Raw genomic sequence first — 24990 nt, forward strand, 5'->3', positions numbered from 1 at the left:
CAACGGCCCGTGCCCCTTCGGGCGTGTCGCACAACGGCAAATGAAGAAGGCGCCCCGGTCGCCGGTCCCCCCACGGGCCGACGAACCAGGGCGCCTTCCCATGTCCCGGTGCGGATTCCCCCCACGGGATCCGGCCGGGCGTCTGTGAGGACAGCGCCTGAATCGCTGTGTGAGTGCGGACGGACCTGAACCCGCCGTACTCGTCGGTGTGTGCGGTCTGCCGGGACAGCGCACGTTCGGGAGGGCCGCTCAAAGCTCCCCGCTGGGTACGTGCCCCGGCAACGCAATCTCCGGGAAAAGTCCCCCAAGACATTCCCCAGATGTCAGGAAGCGCCCCCCAAGACGCTGCCCGACATCGCCAACTTAGACCTTCGAACCCCTTCGATGGTTACGTTCAGATCACTATGATCTGCGTCTCTTGCATATCCCCTCAAGGTGCGCAAGAGCCCGCAAACCGCTCACGGGGCCCAAGCGTAAGGAAGATGCGCGAGCCGTGTGAAGAGCTTATGTGAGGGTCGTACCGGATGACAGGGGTACACCCCAACTCGAGACCTCAATGAAACGCCCGCAGGCGCAGGCTGTTCGTCACCACGAAAACGGACGAGAACGCCATCGCCGCACCGGCGATCATCGGGTTCAGCAGCCCGGCCGCGGCCAGCGGCAGGGCGGCCACGTTGTAGCCGAAGGCCCACACCAGATTGCCCTTGATCGTGCCGAGCGTCCTGCGGGACAGCCGTATCGCGTCCGCGGCCACCCGCAGGTCGCCGCGGACCAGGGTCAGATCGCCCGCCTCGATCGCCGCGTCCGTGCCGGTGCCCAGGGCGAGACCCAGATCGGCGACGGCCAGCGCGGCCGCGTCGTTGACGCCGTCGCCGACCATGGCGACGCTTCGCCCCTCGTCCCGCAGCCGTCGTACGACGTCGGCCTTGTCCTCGGGCAGCACCTCGGCGATCACCCGGTCGATGCCCACGGTCCGCGCCACCGCCTCGGCGACGGTCCGGTTGTCACCGGTCAGCAGCACCGGCGTGAGCCCCAGCGCGCGCAGCTCGCGCACCGCCTCGGCGCTGGTCTCCTTCACGGCGTCGGCGACCGCGAGGACACCGCGCGCCACCCCGTCCCAGCCGGCCACGACGGCCGTACGCCCGTCCCGCTCGGCCTCCTCCCTGGCCCGGGCCAGCTCCGGCGGCACCTCGTCGAAGAGGCGTCCCACGGCCACCTCGTGGCCCTCCACGCGCCCGCGTACGCCCCGGCCGGGGACGTTCTCGAAGTGCTCGGCGCGAGGCAGCGCGCCAGTGCGTTCCTCGGCGCCCGCAGCGATCGCCCGGGCGATCGGGTGCTCGGAGGCGTGTTCCAGGGCGCCCGCGAGGCGCAGCACCTCGGTCTCGTCGGTGTCGTCGGCGGTGTGCACGGCGAGCAGGGTCATGCGGCCGGTGGTGACGGTGCCGGTCTTGTCGAGGACGACGGTGTCGACGCGGCGGGTGGACTCCAGGACCTCGGGGCCCTTGATGAGGATGCCGAGCTGGGCGCCGCGCCCGGTGCCGACCATCAGCGCGGTCGGCGTGGCGAGCCCGAGGGCGCAGGGGCAGGCGATGATCAGGACGGCGACGGCGGCGGTGAACGCGGCGACGGTGTCACCGGTCGCGCCGAGCCACGTCCCGAAGGTGCCGGCCGCGATCAGCAGCACCACGGGGACGAAGACCCCGGAGATCCGGTCGGCGAGGCGCTGCACCTGCGCCTTGCCGTTCTGCGCCTCCTCGACCAGCTTCGCCATCCGCGCGAGCCGCGTGTCGGCGCCGATCCGGGTCGCCTCGACGACGAGCCGTCCGCCCGCGTTGACCGTGGCGCCGGTGACGGTGTCGCCGACGGTGACGTCCACCGGGACGGACTCGCCGGTCAGCATGGACGCGTCCACGGCGGAGACGCCCTCGACGACCGTGCCGTCGGTGGCGATCTTCTCCCCGGGCCGTACGACGAACCGGTCGCCCACGGCCAGCCGCTCCGCCGGGATCCGCACCTCGCGCCCGTCGCGGAGCACGGCCACCTCCTTGGCGCCCAGTTCCATCAGCGCCCGCAGGGCCGCTCCCGCGCGGCGCTTGGAGCGGGCCTCCAGATAGCGGCCGAGCAGGAGGAACGCGGTGACGCCCGCGGCGACCTCCAGGTAGATCGTGGAGGCGCCGTCGGTGCGGGCGACGGTGAGTTCGAAGGGGTGCCGCATGCCGGGCATGCCCGCGTCGCCGAGGAACAGCGCCCACAGGGACCAGCCGAACGCGGCGAGCGTGCCGACGGAGACCAGCGTGTCCATGGTGGCCGCGCCGTGCCGGAGGTTGGTCCAGGCGGCCCGGTGGAAGGGGGCGGCGCCCCAGACCACGACGGGCGCGGCGAGGGTGAGCGAGAGCCACTGCCAGTTGTCGAACTGCAGGGGCGGGATCATCGCCGGCAGGACGACGGGGAGGGCGAGGAGCGCGGAGACGGTGAGGCGGTGGCGCAGGGTGGCCAGCTCGGGGTCGGTCTCCCCCAGGGCGGGCGTCTCGTCCTGCGGGGACCGCGGAGGCGCGGGCTCCTCGGCGGTGTAGCCGGTCCGCACCACCGTGGTGATCAGGTCGGCGACTTCGGTGCCCGGCGGGTAGGTGATCCGGGCCTTCTCCGTCGCGTAGTTCACCGTGGCGGTGACGCCGTCCATGCGGTTGAGCTTCTTCTCGACGCGGGCCGCGCAGGAGGCGCAGGTCATCCCGCCGATGAGCAGCTCGACCTCCGAGAGGGCCGGCTGCCCGGCGGCCGGTGCCTCGGGGGCGGAGGTGCTGGTCATCGGTGCTCTCCTTCGTGGATACCCCCGGCTTCAGCCGGGGGAGGAAACGAAGCTCCTGCGGAGCAGGGCGGGGAAAGCCGGTTCGCCGCCGGGACGGACCGGCGTTCACCCCAAACCACCGGCAGCCCGTCACAAACTGATGGTCCAGTATGTGAGATATGGGAACCGCCCATGTGAAGCGGGCGTTCAAGTACCGCTTCCATCCGACCGATGCGCAGGCAGCCGAGCTGTCGCGCACGTTCGGGTGTGTGCGGAAGGTCTACAACCTGGCTCTTGCGGCGCGCACTCAGGCGTGGACGCGGCAGGAGCGGGTGAACTACAACCAGACGTCGGCGATGCTGACGGCCTGGAAGAAGACCGAGGAACTCGCGTACCTCAACGAGGTCTCCTCCGTCCCGCTCCAGCAGGCCCTGCGTCACCTCCAGACGGCGTTCACCCACTTCTTCGGCAAGCGGGCCAGGTACCCGCGGTTCAAGTCGCGGAAGAAGTCGCGGAAGTCGGCGGAGTACACCACCAGCGCGTTCCGGTTCCAAGACGGCCGGCTGATCCTGGCGAAGATGGCCCGGCCGCTCGACATCGTGTGGTCCCGTCCACTGCCCGAGGGAGCGTCGCCGTCCACGGTGACCGTGTCGCAGGACGCGGCCGGACGCTGGTACGTGTCCCTGCTGGTCGAGGACCCGACGGTTCAGCCGCTCCCGGCCACCGATACGGCCGTCGGCGTGGACGTCGGACTCGACCACCTGCTGACCCTCTCCACCGGGGAGAAGGCCGCCAACCCCCGGCACGAGCGGCGCGACCGCGCCCGTCTCGCCAAGTCCCAGCGGCAGCTCGCCCGCAAGGCCAGGGGCGAGGGTGCCAACCGCCGTAAGGCCCGTCAGAAGGTCGCCGGAATCTACGCCCGGATCACCGACCGGCGCCGGGACAACCTCCACAAGCTCACCACTCGACTCGTTCGTGAGAACCAAACGATCGTGATCGAGGACCTCACCGTTCGGAACATGGTGAAGAACGGCAAGCTGGCCCGCGCCATCAGCGACGCGGCCTGGGCCGACTTCCGGAGCCTGCTGGAGTACAAGGCCCAGTGGTACGGCCGCGAAGTGATCGCGGTCGACCGCTGGTTCCCCTCCTCCAGGCTGTGCTCCACCTGCGGCATCCTGCGGGACAAGATGCCGCTGCACGTCCGCACCTGGACGTGCGACTGCGGGACGACCCACGACCGGGACGTGAACGCGGCGAAGAACATCCTGGCCGTCGGGCTGACGGCGTCTGTCTGCGGAGCTGGCGTAAGACCTCAACGGAGTACTCCGGGCGGGCGGCCGGCGATGAAGCAGAAACCCCTACGGCGCGAGCCGTAGGAATTCCCCTCCTTCAAGAGGGGAGGAAGCCAAGTCCGTATCTCCAGGGACGAGCTCAGGGGGCGTGGCGTGCCGGGCCGCAGGGAACGGGGGCTGGTACGACCCGGTTCACGCCGCGCGGGGGCTCAGGACCGGCTCAGGCCTGGCCCGCCAGCTCGAAGCCGGCCTCGTCGACGGCGGCGCGGACGGCCTCCTCGTCGAGCGGGGCCTCGGAGACGACGGTCACCTCGCCGGAGGAGGCGACCGCCTGCACCGAGCTGACACCGGGGAGTTGGGAGATCTCGCCGGAGACGGCGCCCTCGCAGTGCCCGCAGCTCATCCCGCTCACCTTGTAGACGGTGGTGACGGAGCCCTGGGTGTCGGTCTGGAAGGTCATGTCGTTGCTCCTCGTCGAGGTGTGGATGATGGGTGGGGCGGTGCGGGCCCACGCGGGTCACGGGGACCTCAAGACCCTCCTGCCACCCAGATTATACCCCTAGGGGGTATAAATCCACGATGATCGGGCCGAGCGGAAGGCGGGACGGTTCATGCGGGCGGTGGTGTTCGAGCGGTACGGGGAGCCGGCCGGGGTGCGGGAGGTCGCGGACCCGGAGCCCGCGGAGCACGGGGTCGTGGTCCGCGTCGAGGCCACCGGCCTGTGCCGCAGCGACTGGCACGGCTGGCAGGGCCACGACCCGGACATCACCCTCCCGCACGTCCCCGGCCATGAACTCGCCGGGACCGTCGAGGCCGTCGGCGCCCGGGTCACCGGCTGGCGCGCCGGGGACCGGGTCACCGTCCCCTTCGTCTGCGCCTGCGGTTCCTGCTCCGCCTGCACGGCCGGAGACCAGCAGGTGTGCGAACGCCAGACCCAGCCCGGCTTCACCCACTGGGGCTCCTTCGCCCAGTACGTGGCGCTGGACCACGCGGACGTCAACCTCGTCGCCGTCCCCGACGGGATGTCCTTCGCGACGGCCGCCTCGCTCGGCTGCCGTTTCGCCACGGCCTACCGCGCGGTGGTGCAGCGGGGCCGGGTGGCGGCGGGGGAGTGGGTGGCCGTGCACGGCTGCGGCGGGGTGGGCCTGTCGGCGGTGATGATCGCCGCGGCGGCCGGTGCGCGCGTCGTCGCCGTCGACGTGTCACCGGGGGCCCTCGACCTGGCACGGAGGTTCGGCGCCGCGCAGTGCGTGGACGCCGCGGCCGTGCGGGACCCCGCCGGGGCGGTCCGCGACCTCACCGGCGGCGGCGCCCACCTCTCCCTGGACGCCCTCGGCGCACCCGCCACCTGCGCCGCCTCGGTGAACGGCCTGCGCCGCCGGGGCCGCCACGTCCAGGTCGGCCTGCTGCCCTCACCGACGGGCACCACACCCGTCCCCATGGCCCGCGCCATCGCCCTCGAACTCGAACTCCTCGGCAGCCACGGCATGGCCGCGCACACCTACCCCCCGATGCTGGAACTGGTCCGGGCCGGCGTGCTCCGCCCCGATCTGCTGGTGACCTCCACCATCACCCTGGACGCCGCCCCGTCCGCCCTCGCCGCCATGGGCGGGGCGGCGGCGGGGGCGGGCGTGACCGTCATCGAACCCTGGAGCTGATCTCAGCCGTTCCCGCGTCCCCGGTTGCCCGGACGGGAGGCGACCCACGCCCGGACGGTGTCGGCGTACCAGTAGGGCTTGCCCGCCTCCACATGGTCGGGCGGGGGCAGCAGTCCGTGCTTGCGATACGAGCGGACGGTGTCCGGCTGCACCTTGATGTGGGCCGCGATGTCCTTGTAGGACCACAGCGATCGGTCGGTCATGGTGGCACCTCCCCGCGCGCACCACGGCGACGGCCGGGGGCGGCCGTCAGGGGGGCCGGGCGTGCGCTGGTGATCGGGCATGCGTTGTGCCCGGTGAACGAGGCCCGTCGGCGGCAGGGCAGGGGTTGTGTGCCGGGTGTGACGGAAGGTCCGCGCACGTGTGACGCCCGTGACGGCACGGGAGTGTTTGTGACAGGGATGTCACACAGGCGCACGCCGGTCCGTCGGCGGGGCGCGTTGACTTCCCTCGCGGCAGCAGGCCCGGACCCCGCGGCGGCGGAGCCGGCCCGGACCCCGCGGCGGCGGAGCCGGGCAGGACTCGACAAAGTCTCGTCCGAATGTCCGGACAAAACATTGACAGGGCTTCGTGACCGGGGCTAGAAACCGGGGGAGGACCACACAGGCGTGGAGCCGTACGAAGGGGACGCGATGGCGTACGACGTGATCACCATGGGGCGGATCGGGGTGGACCTCTATCCGCTCCAGACGGGCGTACCGCTGCCGCAGGTCACGTCCTTCGGCAAGTTCCTCGGCGGCTCGGCGGCCAATGTCGCGGTCGCCGCCGCCCGCCTCGGCCGCCGTACCGCCGTGATCACCCGCACCGGCGACGACCCCTTCGGCACCTACCTCCACGAGGCGCTGCGCGACTTCGGCGTCGACGACCGCTGGGTCACCCCCGTCCCCGGCCTGCCCACCCCGGTCACCTTCTGCGAGGTCTTCCCGCCGGACGACTTCCCGCTCTACTTCTACCGCCGGCCCAAGGCCCCCGACCTGGAGATCGACGCCCACGAACTCGACCTGGACGCCATCCGCGACGCGAGCGTCTTCTGGGTCACCGGCACCGGCCTGAGCGAGGAACCCAGCCGCACCGCCACCCTCGCCGCCCTCGCCCACCGCGCCGGGTCCCACGCCACGGTCTTCGACCTCGACTGGCGCCCCATGTTCTGGACCGACCCCGACGCCGCCCGCCCCTTCTACCGCGAGGCCCTGCGCCACACCACGGTCGCCGTCGGCAACCTGGACGAGGTGGAGGTCGCCACCGGGGAGCGCGAACCGCACGCCGCGGCCCGCGCCCTGCTCGCCGCCGGAGTGGAGATCGCGGTGGTCAAGCAGGGCCCGAAGGGCGTCCTGGCCATGGACCGCGACGGCCGGTCGGCCGAGGTCCCGCCGCTCCCGGTGACCGTCCTCAACGGCCTGGGCGCCGGCGACGCGTTCGGCGGCTCGCTCTGCCACGGCCTGCTGGCCGGCTGGGACCTGGAGAAGACCATGCGGCACGCCAACGCCGCCGGGGCCGTCGTCGCCTCCCGCCTGGAGTGCTCCTCCGCGATGCCCACCCCCGACGAGATCGACGCGGCACTCGCCGCGGGAGCCGTCACATGACCGCCCCGCACGTCCCCCGGTGCGCCGGCACGGGCACCACAGGCACCACAGGCACCACCCCACCGATCGCCTCCGGCGCGGGAGGCCGCTTCGCTTTGGCAGGAGCGAAGTGCGAGCGACGACTCCCCGCCCGCCGCGGCCCCGCGCCGGAGGTTCCGCCGAAGTCCCATGTGTCCACTCGGAGACCCGAACGGCCGACACTGTGTCGGGCCCGCCCGGCAGCCCCTCCCTGGTGGGATGGATCCATGGCCGAGGCCGCGGCGCGTCCGCCCGCGGCCGAGGCGCACGAGCTGTACGAACGGCACGTCACCACCCGTCGCCGCCATCTGTGAAGGAGTTCTCGGTCATGACGAAGGTCGTCAACCACTGGATCGGCGGCAGGACCGCCGAAGGCGCCTCGGGTACGTACGGCCCGGTGACGGACCCGGCGACCGGCGAGGTCACCACGAAGGTCGCGTTCGCCTCCGTCGAGGAGGTCGACGCCGCCGTCGCCGCCGCCAAGGAGGCGTACCTGAGCTGGGGCCAGTCCTCGCTCGCCACCCGCACCACCGTCCTCTTCCGGTTCCGCGCGCTGCTCGACGCCCACCGCGACGAGATCGCCGAGCTGATCACCGCCGAGCACGGCAAGGTGCACTCCGACGCGCTCGGCGAGGTGGCGCGCGGCCTGGAGATCGTCGACCTGGCCTGCGGCATCAACGTGCAGCTCAAGGGCGAGCTGTCCACGCAGGTCGCCAGCCGCGTCGACGTGGCGTCCATCCGCCAGCCGCTGGGCGTCGTCGCCGGCATCACGCCGTTCAACTTCCCGGCGATGGTGCCGATGTGGATGTTCCCGCTCGCCATCGCCTGCGGCAACACGTTCGTGCTGAAGCCGTCCGAGAAGGACCCGTCTGCCTCGGTCCGCCTCGCCGAACTCCTCTCCGAAGCAGGCCTGCCCGACGGCGTGTTCAACGTCGTCCACGGCGACAAGGTGGCCGTCGACCGCCTCCTGGCCCACCCCGACGTCAAGGCGGTCTCCTTCGTCGGCTCCACCCCGATCGCCCGCTACATCCACACCACCGCCTCCGCGAACGGCAAGCGCGTCCAGGCCCTCGGCGGCGCCAAGAACCACATGCTGGTCCTCCCCGACGCCGACCTCGACGCGGCGGCCGACGCGGCCGTCTCCGCGGCCTACGGCTCGGCCGGCGAGCGCTGCATGGCGATCTCCGCGGTCGTCGCCGTCGGCGCGATCGGCGACACGCTGGTGGAGAAGATCCGCGAGCGCGCCGAGAAGATCAAGATCGGCCCCGGCGACGACCCCGCCTCCGAGATGGGCCCGCTGATCACCAAGGTCCACCGCGACAAGGTCGCCTCCTACGTGACCGGCGCGGCCGACGAGGGCGCCGAGGTCGTCCTGGACGGCACCGGCCACACGGTGGACGGCCACGAGAACGGCCACTGGATCGGCATCTCCCTCCTCGACAAGGTGCCGGTCACGGCGAAGGCCTACCAGGACGAGATCTTCGGCCCGGTCCTCTGCGTCCTGCGCACGGACACCTACGAAGAAGCCCTCGACCTCATCAACAGCTCCCCCTTCGGCAACGGCACCGCGATCTTCACCCGCGACGGCGGCGCCGCCCGCCGCTTCCAGCTGGAGGTCGAGGCCGGCATGGTCGGCGTGAACGTCCCGATCCCGGTCCCCGTCGGCTACCACTCCTTCGGCGGCTGGAAGGACTCCCTCTTCGGCGACCACCACGTCTACGGCAACGACGGCACGCACTTCTACACCCGCGGCAAGGTCGTCACCACCCGCTGGCCCGACCCGGCGGACGCCCCCGCCGGCGTCGACCTGGGCTTCCCGCGCAACCACTGAGCCCGCGCGGACCGTCACCCCGGCCGGCCGGGACCGTGCCCACCTCCACGGTCCCGGCCGGCCCTCCTCCGCACCTCCCCCGGAACCAAATGATCCGGATGAGTGGTCCTCCTGTCCGAGATCCTGACCGGAGGAGGAGATGATCCTGGACAGCGCACAGCAGCCCACGTCCCGGCGCAAGGTGCTCGCCTGGGGGACCGGCGCGGCACTGGCCACCGCCCTGCCCATGAGCGGGAGCGCCCACGCCTCGGCGCCGGACGGCGACAGAAGGGCCGGCGGTGCGGTCGTGCGCCGGCTGAGGGAACTCGAACAGCGGCACTCCGCCCGACTGGGCGTCTACGCCCGCGACACCGCCACCGGCCGAACCGTGCGGTACCGCGCGGACGAGCGTTTCCCCATGTGCTCGCTCTTCAAGACACCGGCCGTCGCCGCCGTACTGCGCGACCTCGACCGCGACGGGGAGTTCCTGGCCGAGCGGATCCGGTACACCGAGAAGGACGTCACGGACTCGGGGTACGCGCCGGTCACCGGGGAGCCCGGGAACCTCGCCTCGGGCATGACCGTCGCGGAGCTCTGCGCCGCCACGATCCGCTACAGCGACAACGCCGCCGGGAACCTCCTGCTCCGGGAGCTGGGAGGGCCGGCCGCGGTCACCCGGTTCTGCCGGTCGCTCGGGGACCGGACGACGCGGCTCGACCGGTGGGAGCCCGAGCTGAACTCCGCCGAACCGTGGCGGGTGACGGACACCACCACGCCGTACGCCATCGGACGGACCTACGCGCGCCTGACGCTCGGCACCGCGCTCGCACCCGAGGACCGCGAACGGCTCACCGGCTGGCTGCTGGCCAACACCACGGGCGACGCGAAACTCCGGGCCGGTCTGCCCTCCGACTGGACCGTCGCGGAGAAGACCGCCGGCGGGAAGTACGGGACCAACCACGACGTGGGCGTCGCCTGGCCCCCGCGGCGCGCGCCCGTCGTCCTGGCGGTCCTCACGACGAAGCGCGAGCCCGACGCCGCGCCCGACAACCCGCTGATCGCCGAGACCGCCGCACTGCTGGCAGGGGCGCTCACCTGACGGCGACCGCCACGACGGGCGTCGTGCGCCGCCGCGTACCGCGGACGCGGTACGCGGCCGCCCTCCCGTACGCCTGCGGGAGGTCCCCGGGTTCGGTCTGCGGTCGACATCCGTCCGACAGGTTCGCCACGTACCGTTGACGCATGGATCTTCGACTGCCCGGATCGCGGTGGCCGCGGTCACGATGGCCGCGACGGACCGTCGCCGCCGCGGCCGCCGTCGTCGTGCTCGCCGGTGCCGGTACGTGGAGTGCCGTCGCCTCCGACGACGCGCCCGCGGTCCGCCGCGCCGACCGGGTCATGAGCGTGGGCGACGGGGTGCGCGTCGACACCTCGTTCTTCACCGCCGGGTCCGGCGGGCGCCGGCCCGCCGTGCTGCTCGGGCACGGCTTCGGCGGCAGCAAGGACGACGTGCGGGAGCAGGCCGAGGACCTCGCGCGTGACGGGTACGCCGTGCTGACGTGGTCCGCGCGGGGCTTCGGGGGGTCCACCGGGAAGATCGGGCTGAACGACCCGGAGGGCGAGGTCGCCGACGTCTCCCGGCTGATCGACTGGCTGGCGGAGCGGCCCGAGGTCGAGCTCGACAAGGGCGGCGACCCGCGGGTGGGGATGGCCGGCGGCTCGTACGGGGGTGCCATCGCCCTGCTCGGCGCCGGGTACGACGACCGGGTCGACGCCATCGCCCCGGCGATCACCTACTTCGACCTCGCCGACGCGCTCTTCCCGAACGGCGTCTTCAAGAGGCTGTGGGCCGGTGTCTTCGTCAACTCCGGCGGCGGGTGCGAGAAGTTCGAGCCCGCGCTGTGCGCGATGTACGAGCGGGTCGCCGAGTCCGGCGTGCCGGACGCCGAGGCGAGCGAGCTGCTCGAGGCGCGTTCGCCGTCCGCCGTCGCCGACCGCATCGACGTGCCCACGCTCCTGATGCAGGGGCAGACCGACTCCCTCTTCCCGCTCGGCCAGGCCGACGCCGCCGCCGAGGCGATCCGCGCCAACGGCGCCCCGGTCGACGTCGACTGGATCGCGGGCGGCCACGACGGCGGCAACCCGGAGACGGACCGCGTGCAGCAGCGCGTACGGACCTGGTTCGACCGGTACCTGAAGGACGACGAGAGCGTCGACACCGGCCCCGCCTTCCGCGTCACCCGCACCGGAGGCGTCGACTCCACCGACGGTGAGGCCGTGCTGAACGGCGCGAGCTCCGACACCTACCCGGGTCTGACGAACGGCGGCCGGTCCTTCCCCCTCACCGGACGCGAACAGAGCTTCGCCAACCCGGCCGGCGCCAGCCCGCCCGCCGTCTCCTCCCTGCCCGGCCTCGGCGGTTCCGGCGGACTCGCCCAGCTCTCCTCGCTCGGCGTGGGCATCTCCCTGGACTTCCCGGGCCAGTACGCCCGCTTCGACTCCGCCCCGGTCGGCGACGACCTGCGGATCACCGGATCGCCGACCGTCACCGTCCACGTGGAGTCGACCGGCGACGACGCCGTCCTCTTCGGCAAGGTGTACGACGTCGGCCCGGACGGACGGCAGCAGGTGCTGCCCTCGCAGCTCGTCGCGCCCGTCCGCGTCGAGGACGCCGAGTCCGGCGAGGACGTGACGCTCACCCTCCCGGCCGTCGACCACAAGGTCGAGGAGGGGCACCGGCTGCGCCTCGTCCTCGCCTCCACCGACCTCGGCTACGCCTCCCCGGCCGCCCCGGCGACGTACACCGTCTCCCTGAAGAGCGACCTCACGGTGCCCACCGCCCCCGGCGTGACCACCGCCGCGGCCCCGCTGCCCGCGTGGGTGGTGTGGCTGCCGGTCGCCGGTGCCCTGATCGCCCTCGGGCTGCTGCTCACCGGCCGCCGCCGCACCACCGCCCCGGCACCCGACCCGGAACTGGCCGACGTACCGCTCCAGATCACCGGCCTGAGCAAGCGGTACGCCCGCTCCTCGGACCGGTACGCCGTGCGGGACCTGTCCTTCCGGGTGGAGAAGGGGCAGGTGCTCGGTCTGCTCGGGCCGAACGGAGCCGGCAAGACGACCAGCCTGCGCATGCTGATGGGGCTCATCAGGCCCGACGGCGGCGAGATCCGCGTCTTCGGCCACGCCATCCGCCCCGGCGCCCCCGTGCTGTCCCGGGTCGGAGCCTTCGTCGAGGGCGCGGGTTTCCTGCCGCACCTGTCCGGGCGGGAGAACCTGGAGCTGTACTGGCGGGCCACGGGACGTCCGGCCGAGGACGCCCACCTGGAGGAGGCCCTGGAGATCGCCGGGCTCGGTGACGCGCTCGCCCGCGCGGTGCGCACCTACTCCCAGGGCATGCGCCAGCGCCTCGCCATCGCCCAGGCCATGCTCGGCCTTCCGGACCTGCTCATCCTCGACGAACCGACCAACGGACTCGACCCGCCGCAGATCCGCGAGATGCGCGAGGTGATGATCCGGTACGCGGCGGCCGGACGCACGGTGATCGTCTCCAGCCATCTGCTGTCGGAGGTCGAGCGGTCCTGCACCCACCTCGTGGTGATGGACCGCGGCCGGCTCGTCCAGGCCGGTCCGGTGCGGGAGATCGTCGGCTCCGGCGACACCCTGCTCGTCGGGACGGAGGAGCCCGTGGACGAGCCGGTCGCCGAGAAGATCGCCGCGCTGCCGGGCGTCGCCTCCGCCGTACGCGCCGACGGGGGGCTGCTGGTCCGGCTCGACGCCGACGGCACCGCCCCGCGCCTGGTCGCCGAACTGGTCCGGCTGGAGGTGCCCGTGGCGTCGGTGGGCCCGCACCGCCGCCTCGAAGACGCCTTCCTCACCCTGATCGGAGGTTCCGCATGAGCACGCTCACCCAGCTCACCGAGCGCGCCGAGGCAGCCGCCGGCTACCGCGCGGGCCGCACCCTGCCCCTCCGGGTCGAGCTGGTCCGCCAGCTCAAGCGCCGCCGCACCCTCGTGATGGGCGCGATCCTCGCCGTCCTGCCGTTCGTGCTGGTGGTCGCCTTCGCGATCGGCGGCGAGCCGGACCGTCCGGGCGGCCGGGTGAACCTGATGGACACGGCCACCGCCTCCGGTGCCAACTTCGCCGCCGTGAACCTGTTCGTGTCCGCGGGCTTCCTGCTGGTCATCCCCGTCGCCCTGTTCTGCGGGGACACGGTCGCCTCGGAGGCCGGCTGGTCCTCCCTGCGCTATCTGCTCGCCGCGCCGGTGCCCCGGATGCGGCTGCTGTGGTCCAAGCTGATCGTCGGACTGGGGCTGAGCCTGGTGGCGATGGTGCTGCTGCCGGTGGTGGCGCTCGTCGTCGGCACGGCCGCCTACGGCTGGGGCCCGCTGCAGATCCCCACCGGCGGCGCGCTCGATCCGGGGACGGCGGCGCAGCGGCTCGTGGTGGTCGTGGCGTACCTGTTCGTGTCGCAGCTCGTCACCGCCGGGCTCGCGTTCTGGCTGTCCACCCGCACCGACGCCCCGCTGGGCGCGGTCGGCGGCGCGGTCGGCCTGACCATCGTCGGCAACGTCCTGGACGCCGTCACCGCCCTCGGCGACTGGCGTCACTTCCTGCCCGCGCACTGGCAGTTCGCCTGGGCGGACGCCGTCCAGCCGACCCCGGAGTGGTCCGGCATGATCCAGGGCGCGTCGGTGTCCGTGACGTACGCGCTGGTGCTGTTCGCGCTGGCGTTCCGCGGGTTCGTCCGCAAGGACGTGGTGTCGTAGCCGGTGGTCCCTTCCGGGTGCGGAGCGGGCCAACCGGGTGAAACTGCGCAACCGATTCCGTCGGGTCGGGTTGATGAAGGAGTAGGCCATGCGGCAGCGGAGGGCCAGAACGCGTGGCCGCTCCCATTTCTTCAAGCAGGAAGACAACCACATTGCGACAGACCCTGAGCAGGGGAGTGTTCGTGGCGGCCGCCGCCGCCACGGGCATTCTGTCCCTGTACGGAACCCCCGCCCTCGCCGACTCGTACGCGACCGGCAAAGCCGAGGACTCTTCCGGTGCGCTGGCCGGGAACAATGTGCAGGTACCGGTCCATGCGCCGGTGAACGCGTGCGGCGACGGCGTCGACGTGGTCGGGGTGCTCAACGAGGGATCCGACAACACGTGCGTCAACGGCTCCCACACGTCCAAGGACGGCTCGCACGGTCACTCCGATGACGGTGCGCACGCGGTGGGCGGCACCAAGGGCTCGCCCGGACTGGCGTCCGGGAACAACGTGCAGGTACCGGTCCACGCGCCGGTGAACGCGTGCGGCAACGGCGTCGACGTGGTCGGGGCGTTCAACGAGGGATCCGACAACACGTGCGTCAACGGATCCTACGGATCCCACGGCTCCCACGACGACGCGGAGAAGTCCGCGGACGGGTCGCACGGGGAGAGCACGCACGGCGACTCCTCGAACGCCGGTTCCGCCCACGGCGGCTACGGCGACTCCGACGGCGCGCGCGCGGTGGGCGCCGCCAAGGGCTCGCCCGGTGTGCTGTCCGGGAACAGCGTGCAGGTGCCCCTCCACCTGCCGGTGAACGCGTGCGGCAACAACGTCGACGTGATCGGGCTGTTCAACGACTCCTACGGCAACAACTGCGGCAACTACGGCGGCTACGGCGAGGAGGACGAGCCCGGGAAGGAGACGCCGCCTCCGCCCACCCACGTCAGGATGCCTCCCGCGCACGAGGTCGAGAAGCCCCCGGCCGAGGAGGCGGAAGTGCCCGGCAACCCGCCGCACCTGGCCGAGACCGGCAGCGACGGCATGATCGCCGCCTCGGCGGCCGGCGCCGTCCTGATCGCCGGCGGCGCGATGGTCTACCGCCGCGCCCGCACCGCCTCCCGCCGCTGAGGCGCCGGCTGCCGGGCCCGCCCCACCCGGCAGCCGTACCCGTACGACGACGCGTCCCCCGTACCGAGACCGGTCCGGGGGACGCGTCGTCGATGCCGGTCAGCCGTTCACCGGCGACGGCGTCCCGCTGCGGCTGCCGCCGCCCGGCACGGGAACCGTCCCGCGCGCCGGCGTCGACCTCAGCCGCCGGCGCACCCCCTGGACCAGCGTCGGCGCCGTGAACGTCGCGCCGTGCACGAAGCGCATCGCCGGGCCGAAGCCGGACGCTGTCACCAGGCCCGCCATGAACAGCCCCGGACGCGACGACTCGAAGCCGTGGCCGAGCACCGGGGAACCGTCCGGCAGCGCCGCCAGCGCCCCGCGCAGCTCGGCGGAGAGCAGGCCGAGCCGGTCACGGTGCGCCTTGAACCCGGTGGCGGCGATGACGTGCTCGGTCTCCAGGGAGCGCCGGGCACCGTCACGGCCGGTCAGGTCCAGGCGCAGCCCGCCCGGCACCGCGGCGGCCGCCGTGACCTCCTGGCCCGGCATCAGGTCCACCGCCCGCTCCACCCGGTCCCGCACCCACCACGCGCCCGCGGGACCCAGCGCCGTGGCCGCGATCCGCGACCGGGACGTCTGCGGCAGCCGCCGGAACAGGCCGGGGCGCTCGGAGTAGAACCAGTTCCGCCAGCCGGGCCCGAGACCGCTGTGCGGCGAGCGGACCGACTGCCACCACGGGCGCTCCCAGGCCGGCGGCACATCGTTCCACCGCAGCCGCTCCGCCCGCGCCAGCACCCGTACGCGCGTGCCCTGTTCGGCGAGGAGCGCCGCCGTCTCCAGGGCCGCCTGGCCGCCGCCGATCACCGTGACGTCCTTGCCCTGGAAGTGGCCCAGGTCGCTGTGGTGGCTGCTGTGCGTCACCAGCGTGGGGTGCAGGCCGCGCAGGGCCGGCGGCACCTCGATGAACGGCATCACCCCGATCGCCAGCGCCACCGTCCGCGCGTGCAGCGCCTGCCCGTCCTCGGTGACCGCCGTGAACCCGTCGGCGCCGGACGAGATCCGGGTGATCGTGCGCTCGTCCACCTCCGGCACGGCGTTGCGGGCGAACCACAGGCCGTACGACGCGAACGCCTCCACCGGGATCGGGTGCGCGTGACGCGCCGCCAGGCCCTGCTCGGCGCAGTACGCGTCCAGTTTCCAGCGCCCTCCCGGGGCGGAGAGGTTGGACGCCCACGGCTCCGACTTCAGGAACATGCCGCCGGGCATGTGGTCCCGCCAGGACGCCATGGGCCGGCCGAACACGCGCAGGTTCAGTCCGGCGTCCGCGGCGTGGGCCGCGATCGACAGACCGTACGGACCGGCGCCCACCACCAGAAGGTCGTACATCATCAGCTGCTCGCTTTCTCGTTGTCGGTCGGGAGGGTCGGGGAGGGCGCGGCCGCCCGGGGTGCCGCCGGGGGGACCGCCCCGGGGACCGCCCGGGGGACAGGGCGGGGCGCCGGCACGGAGACCGCCGTACCCAGCCGCTGCCGCAGCCGGCCGGACACATGGCAGGCCCACAGGGCCCACATCGCCCATCCGGGGGCGCGGTCGTCCCTGGCGTACCAGGCCAGTTCGCGCCCGCCGGGCGCGGTACGCAGCGCGGCGAACGGCGCGTAGTTCTCCACCACGAACGACCGCCCGGCCAGCGGATCCCCGTCCGGCAGCGGCCGTCCGGTCAGATCCAGGTGCAGGGCGCGTACGACGTCCAGTCCCGCGCTGTCCGCGAACAGCCGGAACTGGGCGCCGGGGCGCGGGTTGAAGTCGAGGAGGTGGTAGCCGCCGGTCGTGCCGCAGCGGCGGAAGTCGAGGTCGAAGACGCCGCGGTAGCCGAGTTCGCCGGTGATCAGTTCGGCCAGCGCCCGGACCTCGGGGTTGGGGGTCCAGTGGCCCACCGCGGTCAGTCCCGCGCCGCGCGGCCAGGACGACTGCTTGCGGCCCGGACCGCCGGCGCGCACGGTGCCCGTACGGTCGGCGTAGCCGTGGAAGAACCAGTCCCGGTCCTCGCCCGGCGGCAGATACGCCTGGAGCAGCAGCGGGCTGCCCGCCTCCGCGGTGCGCGCGTGCAGTTCCCGGGCCTGTCGCGCGGTGTGCACCAGCTGGGTGCTGCGCAGTCCGCCGCGGGCCGGCAGCAGCCAGGGGCGGCTCCACTTCGCGACCAGCGGCAGCCCGAGCCGGTGGGCGTCGTCGGCTGCCTGCCGCGGGCTGTCCGGGACGAGCGTGAGCGGGTGCGGAACGTCCGCGGCGGCGCACACGGCGGCCAGTTCCGCCTTGTCGGCGACGCGTTCGGCCAGCGTGGCCGGCATCTCGGGCAGCAGGTAGGAGGGCGCGAGGTCGTCCCGCAGCCGGCCCGCGGCGATCGCGGTGGCGTCGTCCAGCGGGACCAGCACGGCCGGGCGCCCCACCCGGCCGGCCACCCGGCGCAGCACGGCGAGGATCTGCTGCGCGGATGCCTGTGGTGGCGGCGGGGAATGCATGTGGTGGACATAACGCGAGCGGCGAATGGGACTTCCCGTGGAATCGGCGACGACATGCACCTCCACCCCCGCCCTGCCGAGCGACCTTACGGCCCCCAGTGTTCCGTGGTGAAAGGGATTCCGGTCGGTCCGCAGCAGTACGGCGGGGACACGGGTGTCGAGCAGCGACACGAATACTCACTTTCTTCTGGTGCCGGCTCACCCGCACGGGCGAGCTTGGCACTCGAAAGCCGCAGTGGCATTGGCACCGTCGTATTTCTTGTGCCTGAATCCATATGACTGTTCGTCAAGGCCGGGTGATTCAGGCAGAAGGCGGACGCGAGTGAGAAGAGGAGCAGCCGATGGCCCCACAGCACAGGCGGGTCCGGGCCCGCGCGATGGCCGTGGGCGCGGCGGCGGTCGTCGTGGCCGCCGCCCTGGCGGCCGGACCCACGACGGGGTCGGCACCGGCCGATGACTCCCGTCCGGCGGCGCCGGCCCCGGACGAGCCCGTGCCCTTTCCCACGATCCCCGCGATCCCGGAGGTCCCCGCCGTCGGCGTCCCGTCGGTCCCCGTGCCGGTGCTTCCGGCGCCGCCGCGTGACGTCCCGGCCTTCGGCGCCTTCCTCGCCTCCGACGCCCGCGGCGTGGCCCGCATGGAGCAGTTCAGCCGCTGGCTGGGCGGTGCCGAGCTGCGCGTCGGCCACACCTACCTGCCCGGCAACCACTGGAGCGACATCGAGGGGGACATCGGCTTCCTCGAGTCGTGGGCGCGCTGGCGCAACGCCGAGGACGACCGGATGCTCGTCCTCAACGTCCCCCTGCAGGAGCGCAACGAGGAGGGCGTCTCCGACCACGAGGTCCGGCAGTTGCTGCGGCGGGGCGCCGCCGGGGAGTTCGACCACCACTTCCGTGCCCTCGCCGAGCGGCTGGTCGAGCTGAAGGTGCCGGACACGGTCCTGGTGCTCGGCTGGGAGATGAACGGCGTCACCTACACCCACCGCTGCGGTCCCGACCCGGAATCCTGGAAGAGGTACTGGAACCGGATCGTGAGGACCATGCGCGCGGTGCCGGGCCAGGAATTCCGGTTCGACTTCACACCGAGCCGCGGCCGGGACGCCGTTCCCTGGACCCAGTGCTACCCCGGGGACGACACGGTCGACATCATCGGCATGGATTCCTACGACCAGCCGGCCGGGCACTCCTTCGACGAACAGGTGAAGGAACCGTACGGACTTCAGGCCCATGTGGATTTCGCGAAGGCCCACGGAAAACCGATCTCCTATCCCGAATGGGGGCTTTTCCGCAACGGCGACAATCCCGAGTACATGCGGCGCATGCTCGCGTGGATCGACCGGCACAAGCCGCTCTACAACACGCTCACCGACTACTGCCCGCACGGGGTGTGGCAGTGCGACGACAACCCGGACTCGTCCCGCGTCTACAGGTCCGTCCTCTTCGGCCGCACCCACGACGAGGAGCCGGACACCACGCCGGAGACCCCGCAGCCCACTCCCGCACCGACCACGCCCGGGACACCGCCGCCGCCGGAGAACTGCTCGCCGCTGGACCTGGGCCAGTGGGTGGAGTACTGGCTCGGCGGAAGGCTCTGCCTCCGCTTCGACTGGTGGTCGCGCACCCGGTAGAACCACCCCGGCCGCGTCACCGCTGCACATCGGCGGCGGTGGCCGGGCCGGGCACCGAGGCGGCGGGGGCGGGGCCGTCGTCCCGGGCGGTCCGCCTCGGCCGGGCGAGCAGCACCAGACCGCCCAGCAGGCCGCCCGCGCTCGCCCCCACCAGCGCGGTCACCTCCGACGTCGCGGACGACGGCTTGCCCGGCTTCACCGCGCGCGAGAACTGCACGAGCCGGACCTGGGTGCTGCCCTTGGTGTCCTCGGCGTGCCGGGTCAGCGCGCGCGAGACCGCGTTGGCCATGTCGACGGCCAGCTCGGGCTGCGCGGAGGTGGCCGTGACGGCGACCATCGGCGCGTCCGGCGAGGTCGCCGTGCGGACGCTGTCCCGCAGCGTGCGCACCGGCACACCGGCCCACACCTGCGCGTCGCCGAGCACCGCGAGCTGGGTGGCGACCCGGCCGTACGCCTGCGCGAAACCGCGGGCCGCGTCCGGGGTCGCCTTGTCGGTCGGTACGGCGACGACGTAACTGGTGGCCGTGTACGCCGGGGGCGTGAGCGCGCCGTACACGCCGCCGAGCAGACCGCCGAGGAACGTGCCCGCCACCAGCGCGGACCAGGCCGGCAGCTTTCTGGCACGGTCCAGGGACGGACGGAGCCGACGGGTCGGAGTGTCGGTCATGACGGGCTTGCTCCCTCGAAGGTACGGCGAAGTGCGGCGAAGTACGGCGGAGTACGGCGGAGTACGGGAGTACGGCGGAGGCCTACGGTGCGGCGGCGGACGGCGACGGACCGGCGACGGCCGCCGTGTACACGTCCATGAGGCGGGCGGTGCTGCGGGTGATGCTGTAGTGGTGCGCGGCCCGGCCCGCCGTGCGCGGTCCGGGACCCGCCGTACGGACCTCGGCGATCGCGCGGGCGTACGCGGCGGGGCCGCCGCGCACCCGCCGGGCGCCGGCGCGGGTCCCGGGGGGCAGGTCCTCGATCGCCGGGCAGGAGGCGTAGAGCACGGGCAGACCGGACGCCAGCGCCTCCACGGCCGCCAGGCCGAAGGCCTCCTCCGCGGACGGGGAGGCGAACAGGTCCATCGCCGAGGTCAGCGAGGGCAGGTCGGGGCCGGGGGTGCCGTCGGGGACGACGGGACGCTCGCCGGTGAACAGGACCCGCCCCGCCACCCCGGCCTCGCGGGCGGTGCGGCGCAGCACGTGCTCCTCGGGGCCGCCGCCCACCAGCAGCAGCCAGTGGTCCTCCGGCAGCAGGGCCAGCGCCCGGACCAGGACGTCGAACCGCTTGCCCCGGGCGAGCCGGCCGACACCGCCGACGACGAACGCGCCCTGAGGCAGGCCGAGGCGCCGCCGGGTGCGCTCCCGCCGCTGCGGGTCGAAGCGGAAACGGTCCAGGTCGATGCCGTTGGGGACGACCTCGATACGGGGGGCGGGCACACCCCAGCGCTTCAGCCGGTCGGCCACCGTCGGGGAGACGGCGACCGTCGCCGAGCCGAGCCGCTCGCTCGCCAGGTACAGCGCGCGCACCCCGGCCGTCAGCCGGCGGCCCTCCATCTGGGTGTCGCCCAGGGAGTGCTCGGTCGCCACGACCGCGCGGACCCCGGCGACCCGGGCGGCGAGCCGGCCGTAGACACAGGCCCGGTACAGATGCGTGTGCACGAGGTCGTAGCCGCCGGCCCGGATCACCCGGACCAGGCGCGGGAGCGCGGCCAGGTCGCGGTTGCCGCCCATGCCCAGGTGCACGACCCGTACGCCGTCGGCGCCGAGCCCCTCGGCGACCGCGCCGGGGTTGGTGAGCGTCACCACGTCGCAGTCGACCGGCAGATGACGCAGCAGCAGCCGCAACTGCTGCTCGGCACCGCCGACTCCGAGCCCGGTGATGATGTGCAGCGCCCTCATCACAGGCCCTCCACCGGGCGCCGGCGCAGCCGGTGCAGCCGGAGCTTGAGGTGCAGGCGCCACGCCGTGTCGTTCTGCCCGACGTGCGCCCGCGGCAGGGCGTGCGGGCCGGTCAGCGGGCCGGGGTCGATGGCGCAGGCGTAGGTGTAGCCCGCCTTCCGTACGGCCTCGACGGCGCGCGCGTCGACCGTGCCGTACGGGTAGCAGAACCCGTCGGCCGGGACGCCGGTCAGCTCCTCGATACGGGCCCGGCTCTCGGCGACCTCGGCGGTGAGCGTGGCGTCGTCCGCGCGGGTCAGGTCGACGTGGGTGAGACCGTGCGAGCCGATCTCCACGCCCTCGGCGGCGGCGCGCCGGATGCCGTCCGCGGTCAGCAGCGGCTTGCGCGGGCCGAGCGGGTCCCAGGCGTTGTCGCCGCCGAGCCGTCCGGGCAGGACGAAGAGGGTGGCGCCGCAGCGGAAGCGGCGCAGCAGCGGCAGGGCGCCGGTGAGGAAGTCGGTGTAGCCGTCGTCGAAGGTGAGGCCGACCAGGCCCCGGCCCTCGCCCCGGGCGCGCGCGGCGAGCAGCTCGGCGACGGACACGCCGCGCAGCCCGCGCCGGCGCAGCCAGGCCAGCTGCCGTCCGAGCCGCCCGGGGGTGACGGTGATGCGGTACGGATCGTCCGAGCAGTCGCCCACCGAGTGGTACATCGCCACCCAGGGGACGGGGCCCGGACGGGGCGCGGAGGGTCTGCCGGTGGCGACGGAATCAACGGGAGCGGCCATGTGTGAGCCTTCGTGTGACGGTGCGTACGGAGCGCAGTGCGGATGCGGATGCGGATACGGAGCGCCGGGCGACCGGGACGGACAGGGCGAGCGGCACGAAGACGGCGGCCACGGCCGGACAGCCGGCCGCGAGAGCGGCCACCGGGGACTCGAAGCGGCTCGCGGCGAACACCCCGGCGGCGACGGCGAGGACCGAGGCGAGCACGGGCCGGCTCAGCCGGCCCAGCACCTCGCGGACGCCGATCGAGACGCCGGCCGGGTCGCCGTGGCGGGCCGCGCGCAGGCCGGTCAGCAGCAGTACGGCCGTGACGGTGATGCCGAGGGCGTTGGCGGCGGCGATCCCCGCCACCCCCCAGCGGCTTACGGTCGCGGCACCGATCAGGGACGTGACGACGATGCCGGCCGCCATCACGCCGAGGGGGTACCAGCTGGGGCGGCCCGCGGAGAAGTAGCAGCGGACGAGGGCGCCCACGAGGGTCTGGCCGAGCAGACCGAGGGCGTACACGCGCATGACGTTCGCCGTCGCGGCGGTGTCGGCCGCGGTGAACGCGCCCCGCTGGAAGAGCAGTTCGATCATCTGCGGGGCGCAGGCGATCACCGCGCACATGCCCGCCAGCACCACACAGGACGCCAGCACCAGGTCCCGTTCCACCCGGGCGCGGGCCCGACGGGTGTCACCGTCGGCGAGCGCCCGCGCCACCACGGGGAAGGTGACGGTGCACACCATCAGCGACAGCGTCATCGGGATCTGGGCGACCTTCTGCGCGTAGTTGAGGTGCGAGATGGACCCGGCGGGCAGGGAGGACGCCAGGAACCGTTCGACGAGGACCTGCGACTGGCGGCACAGCGCGAACAGCAGCACGGTGGCGATCAGGGCGAGACGCACCGGCCGCTCCTCGGCGGCCGGCCCGGTGGCGGGGGCGGGCGCGGGCGTGCGGGACGCCAGCTGCCGCCACAGCGACGGCAGTTGCACCGCCACCATCAGACAGCCGCCCACCGCGACCCCGACGGCCGCCGCGCGCACCCCCCACTCCCCGCCGAGCAGGAACATCGTCGCGACGATGCCGGTGTTGTAGGCGACGTAGATCGCCGCCGGCGCGAAGAAACGGCGGTGCGCCCGCAGGGCGGCGCTGCAGTACCCGGCGAACCCGAAGGCCAGCAGGCTGAGCGCGGTGAGCCGGGTGCAGTCGACGGCGAGGCGGGGGTCGGGCAGACCGGGCGCCAGGGCGCGGACCAGGTACGGGGCCCCGGCGGCGACCAGCGCCGTCACCGCGGCGAGGGCCAGGCACAGCCGGGGCAGGGTGGCCCTGACCAGTTCGCGCACCGGGTCGCCGGGCACGCCCCGGGCCCGGCGCGCCAGCGCCATGCTGAACGCCGGGATCAGCGCGATCGCCAGCCCGTCCTCGATCAGCAGCGTCGCGGCGATCTCCGGCACGGTCCACGCGACCAGGAAGGCGTCCGTGTCGCTCCCGGCCCCGAACAACCGCGCCAGCGACTGGTCCCGCACCAGCCCGAGCAACGACCCGGCGATGGACAGCACCGCCGTCCCCAGCGCGGCCCGCGCGAGAAACCTCCGCGACACCCCGCCCGACTCACCCCCCGCCCCGACATCACGCACCACGGACGGACCGCCCGCACCATCACCGTCCACGCCGGCCCCGGACCCGCCGGGCGCGGGATCGCCGGCCGTCGTGCGTGCGCCGGTGAGTCCGGGTTCCGTGGGCCGGGGGCCGCCCGTCGTGGGGGTGTCCGCCGTGGGGCGGCCGGGTGCGGGGGTGCCGGTCTTGAGGCCGCCGGATTCGGGGCCGGTGGTGTCGGAGCCGGGAGTCTGGGACGGCAGCACTGTCATCGTGTCGCGGCCTCCTCGACCCGCTCGGATGCCTCATCGCTCCGGGCGGTGTGCGGCCGGTCGTCGCGGAACAGTGCCCACCACGCCGTCAGACCCAGGGCGATGCCGGTCAGGACGGTCGAGGGGCCGCCGATGTCGCCGTAGAAGAAGTCGGTGAGCAGCCAGAGCAGCAGGCCGACGGCGACGAGCGCGCAGTCGAGGCCGGGGCCGCGGCGGCGGGCCCGCAGCAGGCGCCGCAGCGCGCACACCAGCAGCGCGAGCCAGCCCCCGGCGAGCGCCAGCAGCCCGATCAGGCCCTGCTCGCTCAGCACCAGCAGATACATGCTGTGCGGCGACAGCAGCGCCTGCTTGTGGTACTCCGTGCCCGCGCCCGCGATGTCGCTGCCCGAGGACAGCGCCAGGGTGGCGTGCCCGTCGCGGTACTCGGGGAAGTTCTTCAGCCCCACGCCGGTCCACGGGTGCTCGCGCCACATGCCGGTCGCCGCCGCCCACAGGGTGTACCGGTCGACGACGGACTGGTCGGGCGTGTCGGCGACCTCCGTGATGCTGCCGATCCGCTCCTGCAGCATCGCCGTACCGACCCCGAACCCGCCCGTCAGCACGACGCCCGCGGCGACCACGGCCGCCGCCACCTTCAGCGCGCGCCGCAGCCCCGCCAGCACCAGCTGCACCGTGCACGCCAGCGCGGTCGCGATCCACGCACCCCGGCTGAAGGACAGCGCCAGCGGCAGCACCAGCAGCAGGGCGCACCCGGCGGCGGCCGTCCGCTGCCGCGCCGGGGCCCGCCCCAGCGCGATCCCCGCCGCGCACACCACGCCCAGCGACACCACCGTCGCCATGCCCATCACGTCCGTGGCTCCGAAGGTGCCGACCGCCCGGACGGGCTCGCCCTGGTACGAGGCACCGGTCCCGGTGACGTACTGGTGCACCCCGACGGCCCCCTGCCACAGGGCGAGCCCCACGAACGACCAGGCCAGCACCCGGAAGTCGGCCCGGCCACGGAGCAGCACCAGCACGGCGGCCGGGACGAGCACGAACACCTGCAGATAACGGCCCAGGCCGCCCAACGCCGCCTGGGGCGAGGCCGCCCCCATGGCGGCGAGCGCCAGTCCCACGACCGGCAGCCCCAGCACCACGGCCGCGCGGGGTGACAGCGGGCGCCGCCGTTCCCGCAGCAGGCGGATCACGCAGTATCCGACCACCAGCGCGGACACCACGTCGGCGGGTCCCGCGCCGTCCCCCGTCGGCGGCAGGCCCGCCAGGACGACCACCGCCACCAGCGGCAGGGCCGGCCCCAGGGCGGCGGCCCGGCGCGGCGGCGGGACGAGGACGTGGCTCACG

Annotated in this window: 19 protein-coding genes; 9 read left to right on the forward strand and 10 right to left on the reverse strand. The window is 73.6% G+C overall.

Annotation, left to right across the window (positions count from 1 at the left end; genetic code table 11):
* Positions 1 to 553: 553 nt before the first annotated feature.
* Positions 554 to 2806 carry a heavy metal translocating P-type ATPase gene (locus ACIA6T_RS03785; protein ID WP_399444935.1) on the reverse strand — a complete coding sequence of 751 codons (2253 nt, stop codon included), beginning with the start codon at positions 2804 to 2806 and terminating at the stop codon, positions 554 to 556.
* Between the two features lie 158 nt (positions 2807 to 2964).
* Here ACIA6T_RS03785 and ACIA6T_RS03790 point away from each other — a divergent pair, with 158 nt between their 5' ends.
* On the forward strand, positions 2965 to 4161 hold the full coding sequence (locus ACIA6T_RS03790; RefSeq protein ID WP_399444936.1) for an RNA-guided endonuclease InsQ/TnpB family protein: 1197 nt from the start codon (positions 2965 to 2967) through the stop codon (positions 4159 to 4161).
* Between the two features lie 136 nt (positions 4162 to 4297).
* Here ACIA6T_RS03790 and ACIA6T_RS03795 read toward each other — a convergent pair whose 3' ends face one another.
* On the reverse strand, positions 4298 to 4537 hold the full coding sequence (locus tag ACIA6T_RS03795; protein WP_399444937.1) for a heavy-metal-associated domain-containing protein: 240 nt from the start codon (positions 4535 to 4537) through the stop codon (positions 4298 to 4300).
* 151 nt (positions 4538 to 4688) lie between these two features.
* Between ACIA6T_RS03795 and ACIA6T_RS03800 the strand changes: the two genes are divergently transcribed.
* Positions 4689 to 5735 carry a zinc-dependent alcohol dehydrogenase family protein gene (locus ACIA6T_RS03800; RefSeq protein ID WP_399444938.1) on the forward strand — a complete coding sequence of 349 codons (1047 nt, stop codon included), beginning with the start codon at positions 4689 to 4691 and terminating at the stop codon, positions 5733 to 5735.
* Positions 5736 to 5737: 2 nt separating this feature from the next.
* Here the strand turns inward: ACIA6T_RS03800 and ACIA6T_RS03805 are convergent, their stop codons facing one another.
* The gene (locus ACIA6T_RS03805; protein WP_073931800.1) at positions 5738 to 5938 is read right to left on the reverse strand and encodes an AlpA family transcriptional regulator; all 201 of its coding nucleotides are present in this window, start codon (positions 5936 to 5938) and stop codon (positions 5738 to 5740) included.
* A 429-nt stretch (positions 5939 to 6367) separates the two neighbouring features.
* Here ACIA6T_RS03805 and iolC point away from each other — a divergent pair, with 429 nt between their 5' ends.
* From iolC to ACIA6T_RS03835, 6 genes are all read left to right on the forward strand, one after another.
* A complete protein-coding gene (gene iolC, locus ACIA6T_RS03810; protein ID WP_399445301.1) occupies positions 6368 to 7318 on the forward strand; it encodes a 5-dehydro-2-deoxygluconokinase in 951 nt (316 codons plus the stop codon).
* Between the two features lie 346 nt (positions 7319 to 7664).
* The gene (mmsA, locus tag ACIA6T_RS03815) at positions 7665 to 9167 is read left to right on the forward strand and encodes a CoA-acylating methylmalonate-semialdehyde dehydrogenase (RefSeq protein ID WP_399444939.1); all 1503 of its coding nucleotides are present in this window, start codon (positions 7665 to 7667) and stop codon (positions 9165 to 9167) included.
* Positions 9168 to 9306: 139 nt separating this feature from the next.
* The gene (bla, locus tag ACIA6T_RS03820; protein ID WP_399444940.1) at positions 9307 to 10245 is read left to right on the forward strand and encodes a class A beta-lactamase; all 939 of its coding nucleotides are present in this window, start codon (positions 9307 to 9309) and stop codon (positions 10243 to 10245) included.
* Positions 10246 to 10388: 143 nt separating this feature from the next.
* Complete coding sequence (locus ACIA6T_RS03825) at positions 10389 to 13043, forward strand: alpha/beta fold hydrolase (RefSeq protein ID WP_399444941.1); 2655 nt, start codon at positions 10389 to 10391, stop codon at positions 13041 to 13043.
* Positions 13040 to 13912: an ABC transporter permease gene (locus ACIA6T_RS03830; RefSeq protein WP_399444942.1), complete on the forward strand. Its 873-nt coding sequence runs from the start codon at positions 13040 to 13042 to the stop codon at positions 13910 to 13912. The genes ACIA6T_RS03825 and ACIA6T_RS03830 overlap by 4 nt, the downstream gene beginning before the upstream one ends.
* 152 nt (positions 13913 to 14064) lie before the next feature.
* Positions 14065 to 15027: a chaplin family protein gene (locus tag ACIA6T_RS03835; RefSeq protein ID WP_399444943.1), complete on the forward strand. Its 963-nt coding sequence runs from the start codon at positions 14065 to 14067 to the stop codon at positions 15025 to 15027.
* A gap of 99 nt (positions 15028 to 15126) precedes the next feature.
* Here the strand turns inward: ACIA6T_RS03835 and ACIA6T_RS03840 are convergent, their stop codons facing one another.
* Together ACIA6T_RS03840 and ACIA6T_RS03845 are read right to left on the reverse strand one after the other, a co-directional pair.
* A complete protein-coding gene (locus tag ACIA6T_RS03840; RefSeq protein WP_399445302.1) occupies positions 15127 to 16392 on the reverse strand; it encodes an NAD(P)-binding domain-containing protein in 1266 nt (421 codons plus the stop codon).
* A 2-nt stretch (positions 16393 to 16394) separates the two neighbouring features.
* Positions 16395 to 17693: an ATP-grasp domain-containing protein gene (locus tag ACIA6T_RS03845; RefSeq protein ID WP_399444945.1), complete on the reverse strand. Its 1299-nt coding sequence runs from the start codon at positions 17691 to 17693 to the stop codon at positions 16395 to 16397.
* 170 nt (positions 17694 to 17863) lie between these two features.
* On the opposite strand from ACIA6T_RS03845, the gene ACIA6T_RS03850 reads away from it, so the two are divergent.
* Positions 17864 to 19147 (forward strand): glycoside hydrolase family 26 protein, encoded by a 1284-nt coding sequence (locus ACIA6T_RS03850; protein WP_399444946.1) that lies wholly within the window; start codon positions 17864 to 17866, stop codon positions 19145 to 19147.
* A gap of 16 nt (positions 19148 to 19163) precedes the next feature.
* Here ACIA6T_RS03850 and ACIA6T_RS03855 read toward each other — a convergent pair whose 3' ends face one another.
* The 5 genes from ACIA6T_RS03855 to ACIA6T_RS03875 form a co-directional block, all read right to left on the reverse strand.
* Entirely contained in the window at positions 19164 to 19814 is a 651-nt protein-coding gene (locus tag ACIA6T_RS03855) for a lipopolysaccharide biosynthesis protein (protein ID WP_399444947.1), read from the reverse strand.
* 82 nt (positions 19815 to 19896) lie between these two features.
* Positions 19897 to 21036 (reverse strand): glycosyltransferase, encoded by a 1140-nt coding sequence (locus tag ACIA6T_RS03860; protein ID WP_399444948.1) that lies wholly within the window; start codon positions 21034 to 21036, stop codon positions 19897 to 19899.
* Complete coding sequence (locus ACIA6T_RS03865) at positions 21036 to 21800, reverse strand: polysaccharide deacetylase family protein (protein WP_399444949.1); 765 nt, start codon at positions 21798 to 21800, stop codon at positions 21036 to 21038. Before ACIA6T_RS03865 ends, ACIA6T_RS03860 begins: the two co-directional genes overlap by 1 nt.
* Entirely contained in the window at positions 21784 to 23649 is a 1866-nt protein-coding gene (gene murJ, locus ACIA6T_RS03870) for a murein biosynthesis integral membrane protein MurJ (protein ID WP_399444950.1), read from the reverse strand. Before murJ ends, ACIA6T_RS03865 begins: the two co-directional genes overlap by 17 nt.
* Positions 23646 to 24989: an O-antigen ligase family protein gene (locus ACIA6T_RS03875; protein WP_399444951.1), complete on the reverse strand. Its 1344-nt coding sequence runs from the start codon at positions 24987 to 24989 to the stop codon at positions 23646 to 23648. The genes murJ and ACIA6T_RS03875 overlap by 4 nt, the downstream gene beginning before the upstream one ends.
* Position 24990: the final 1 nt, after the last annotated feature.

The organism is Streptomyces sp. NPDC051740 (assembly GCF_044453165.1).
In the GTDB taxonomy this organism is placed as follows: domain Bacteria; phylum Actinomycetota; class Actinomycetes; order Streptomycetales; family Streptomycetaceae; genus Streptomyces; species Streptomyces atrovirens.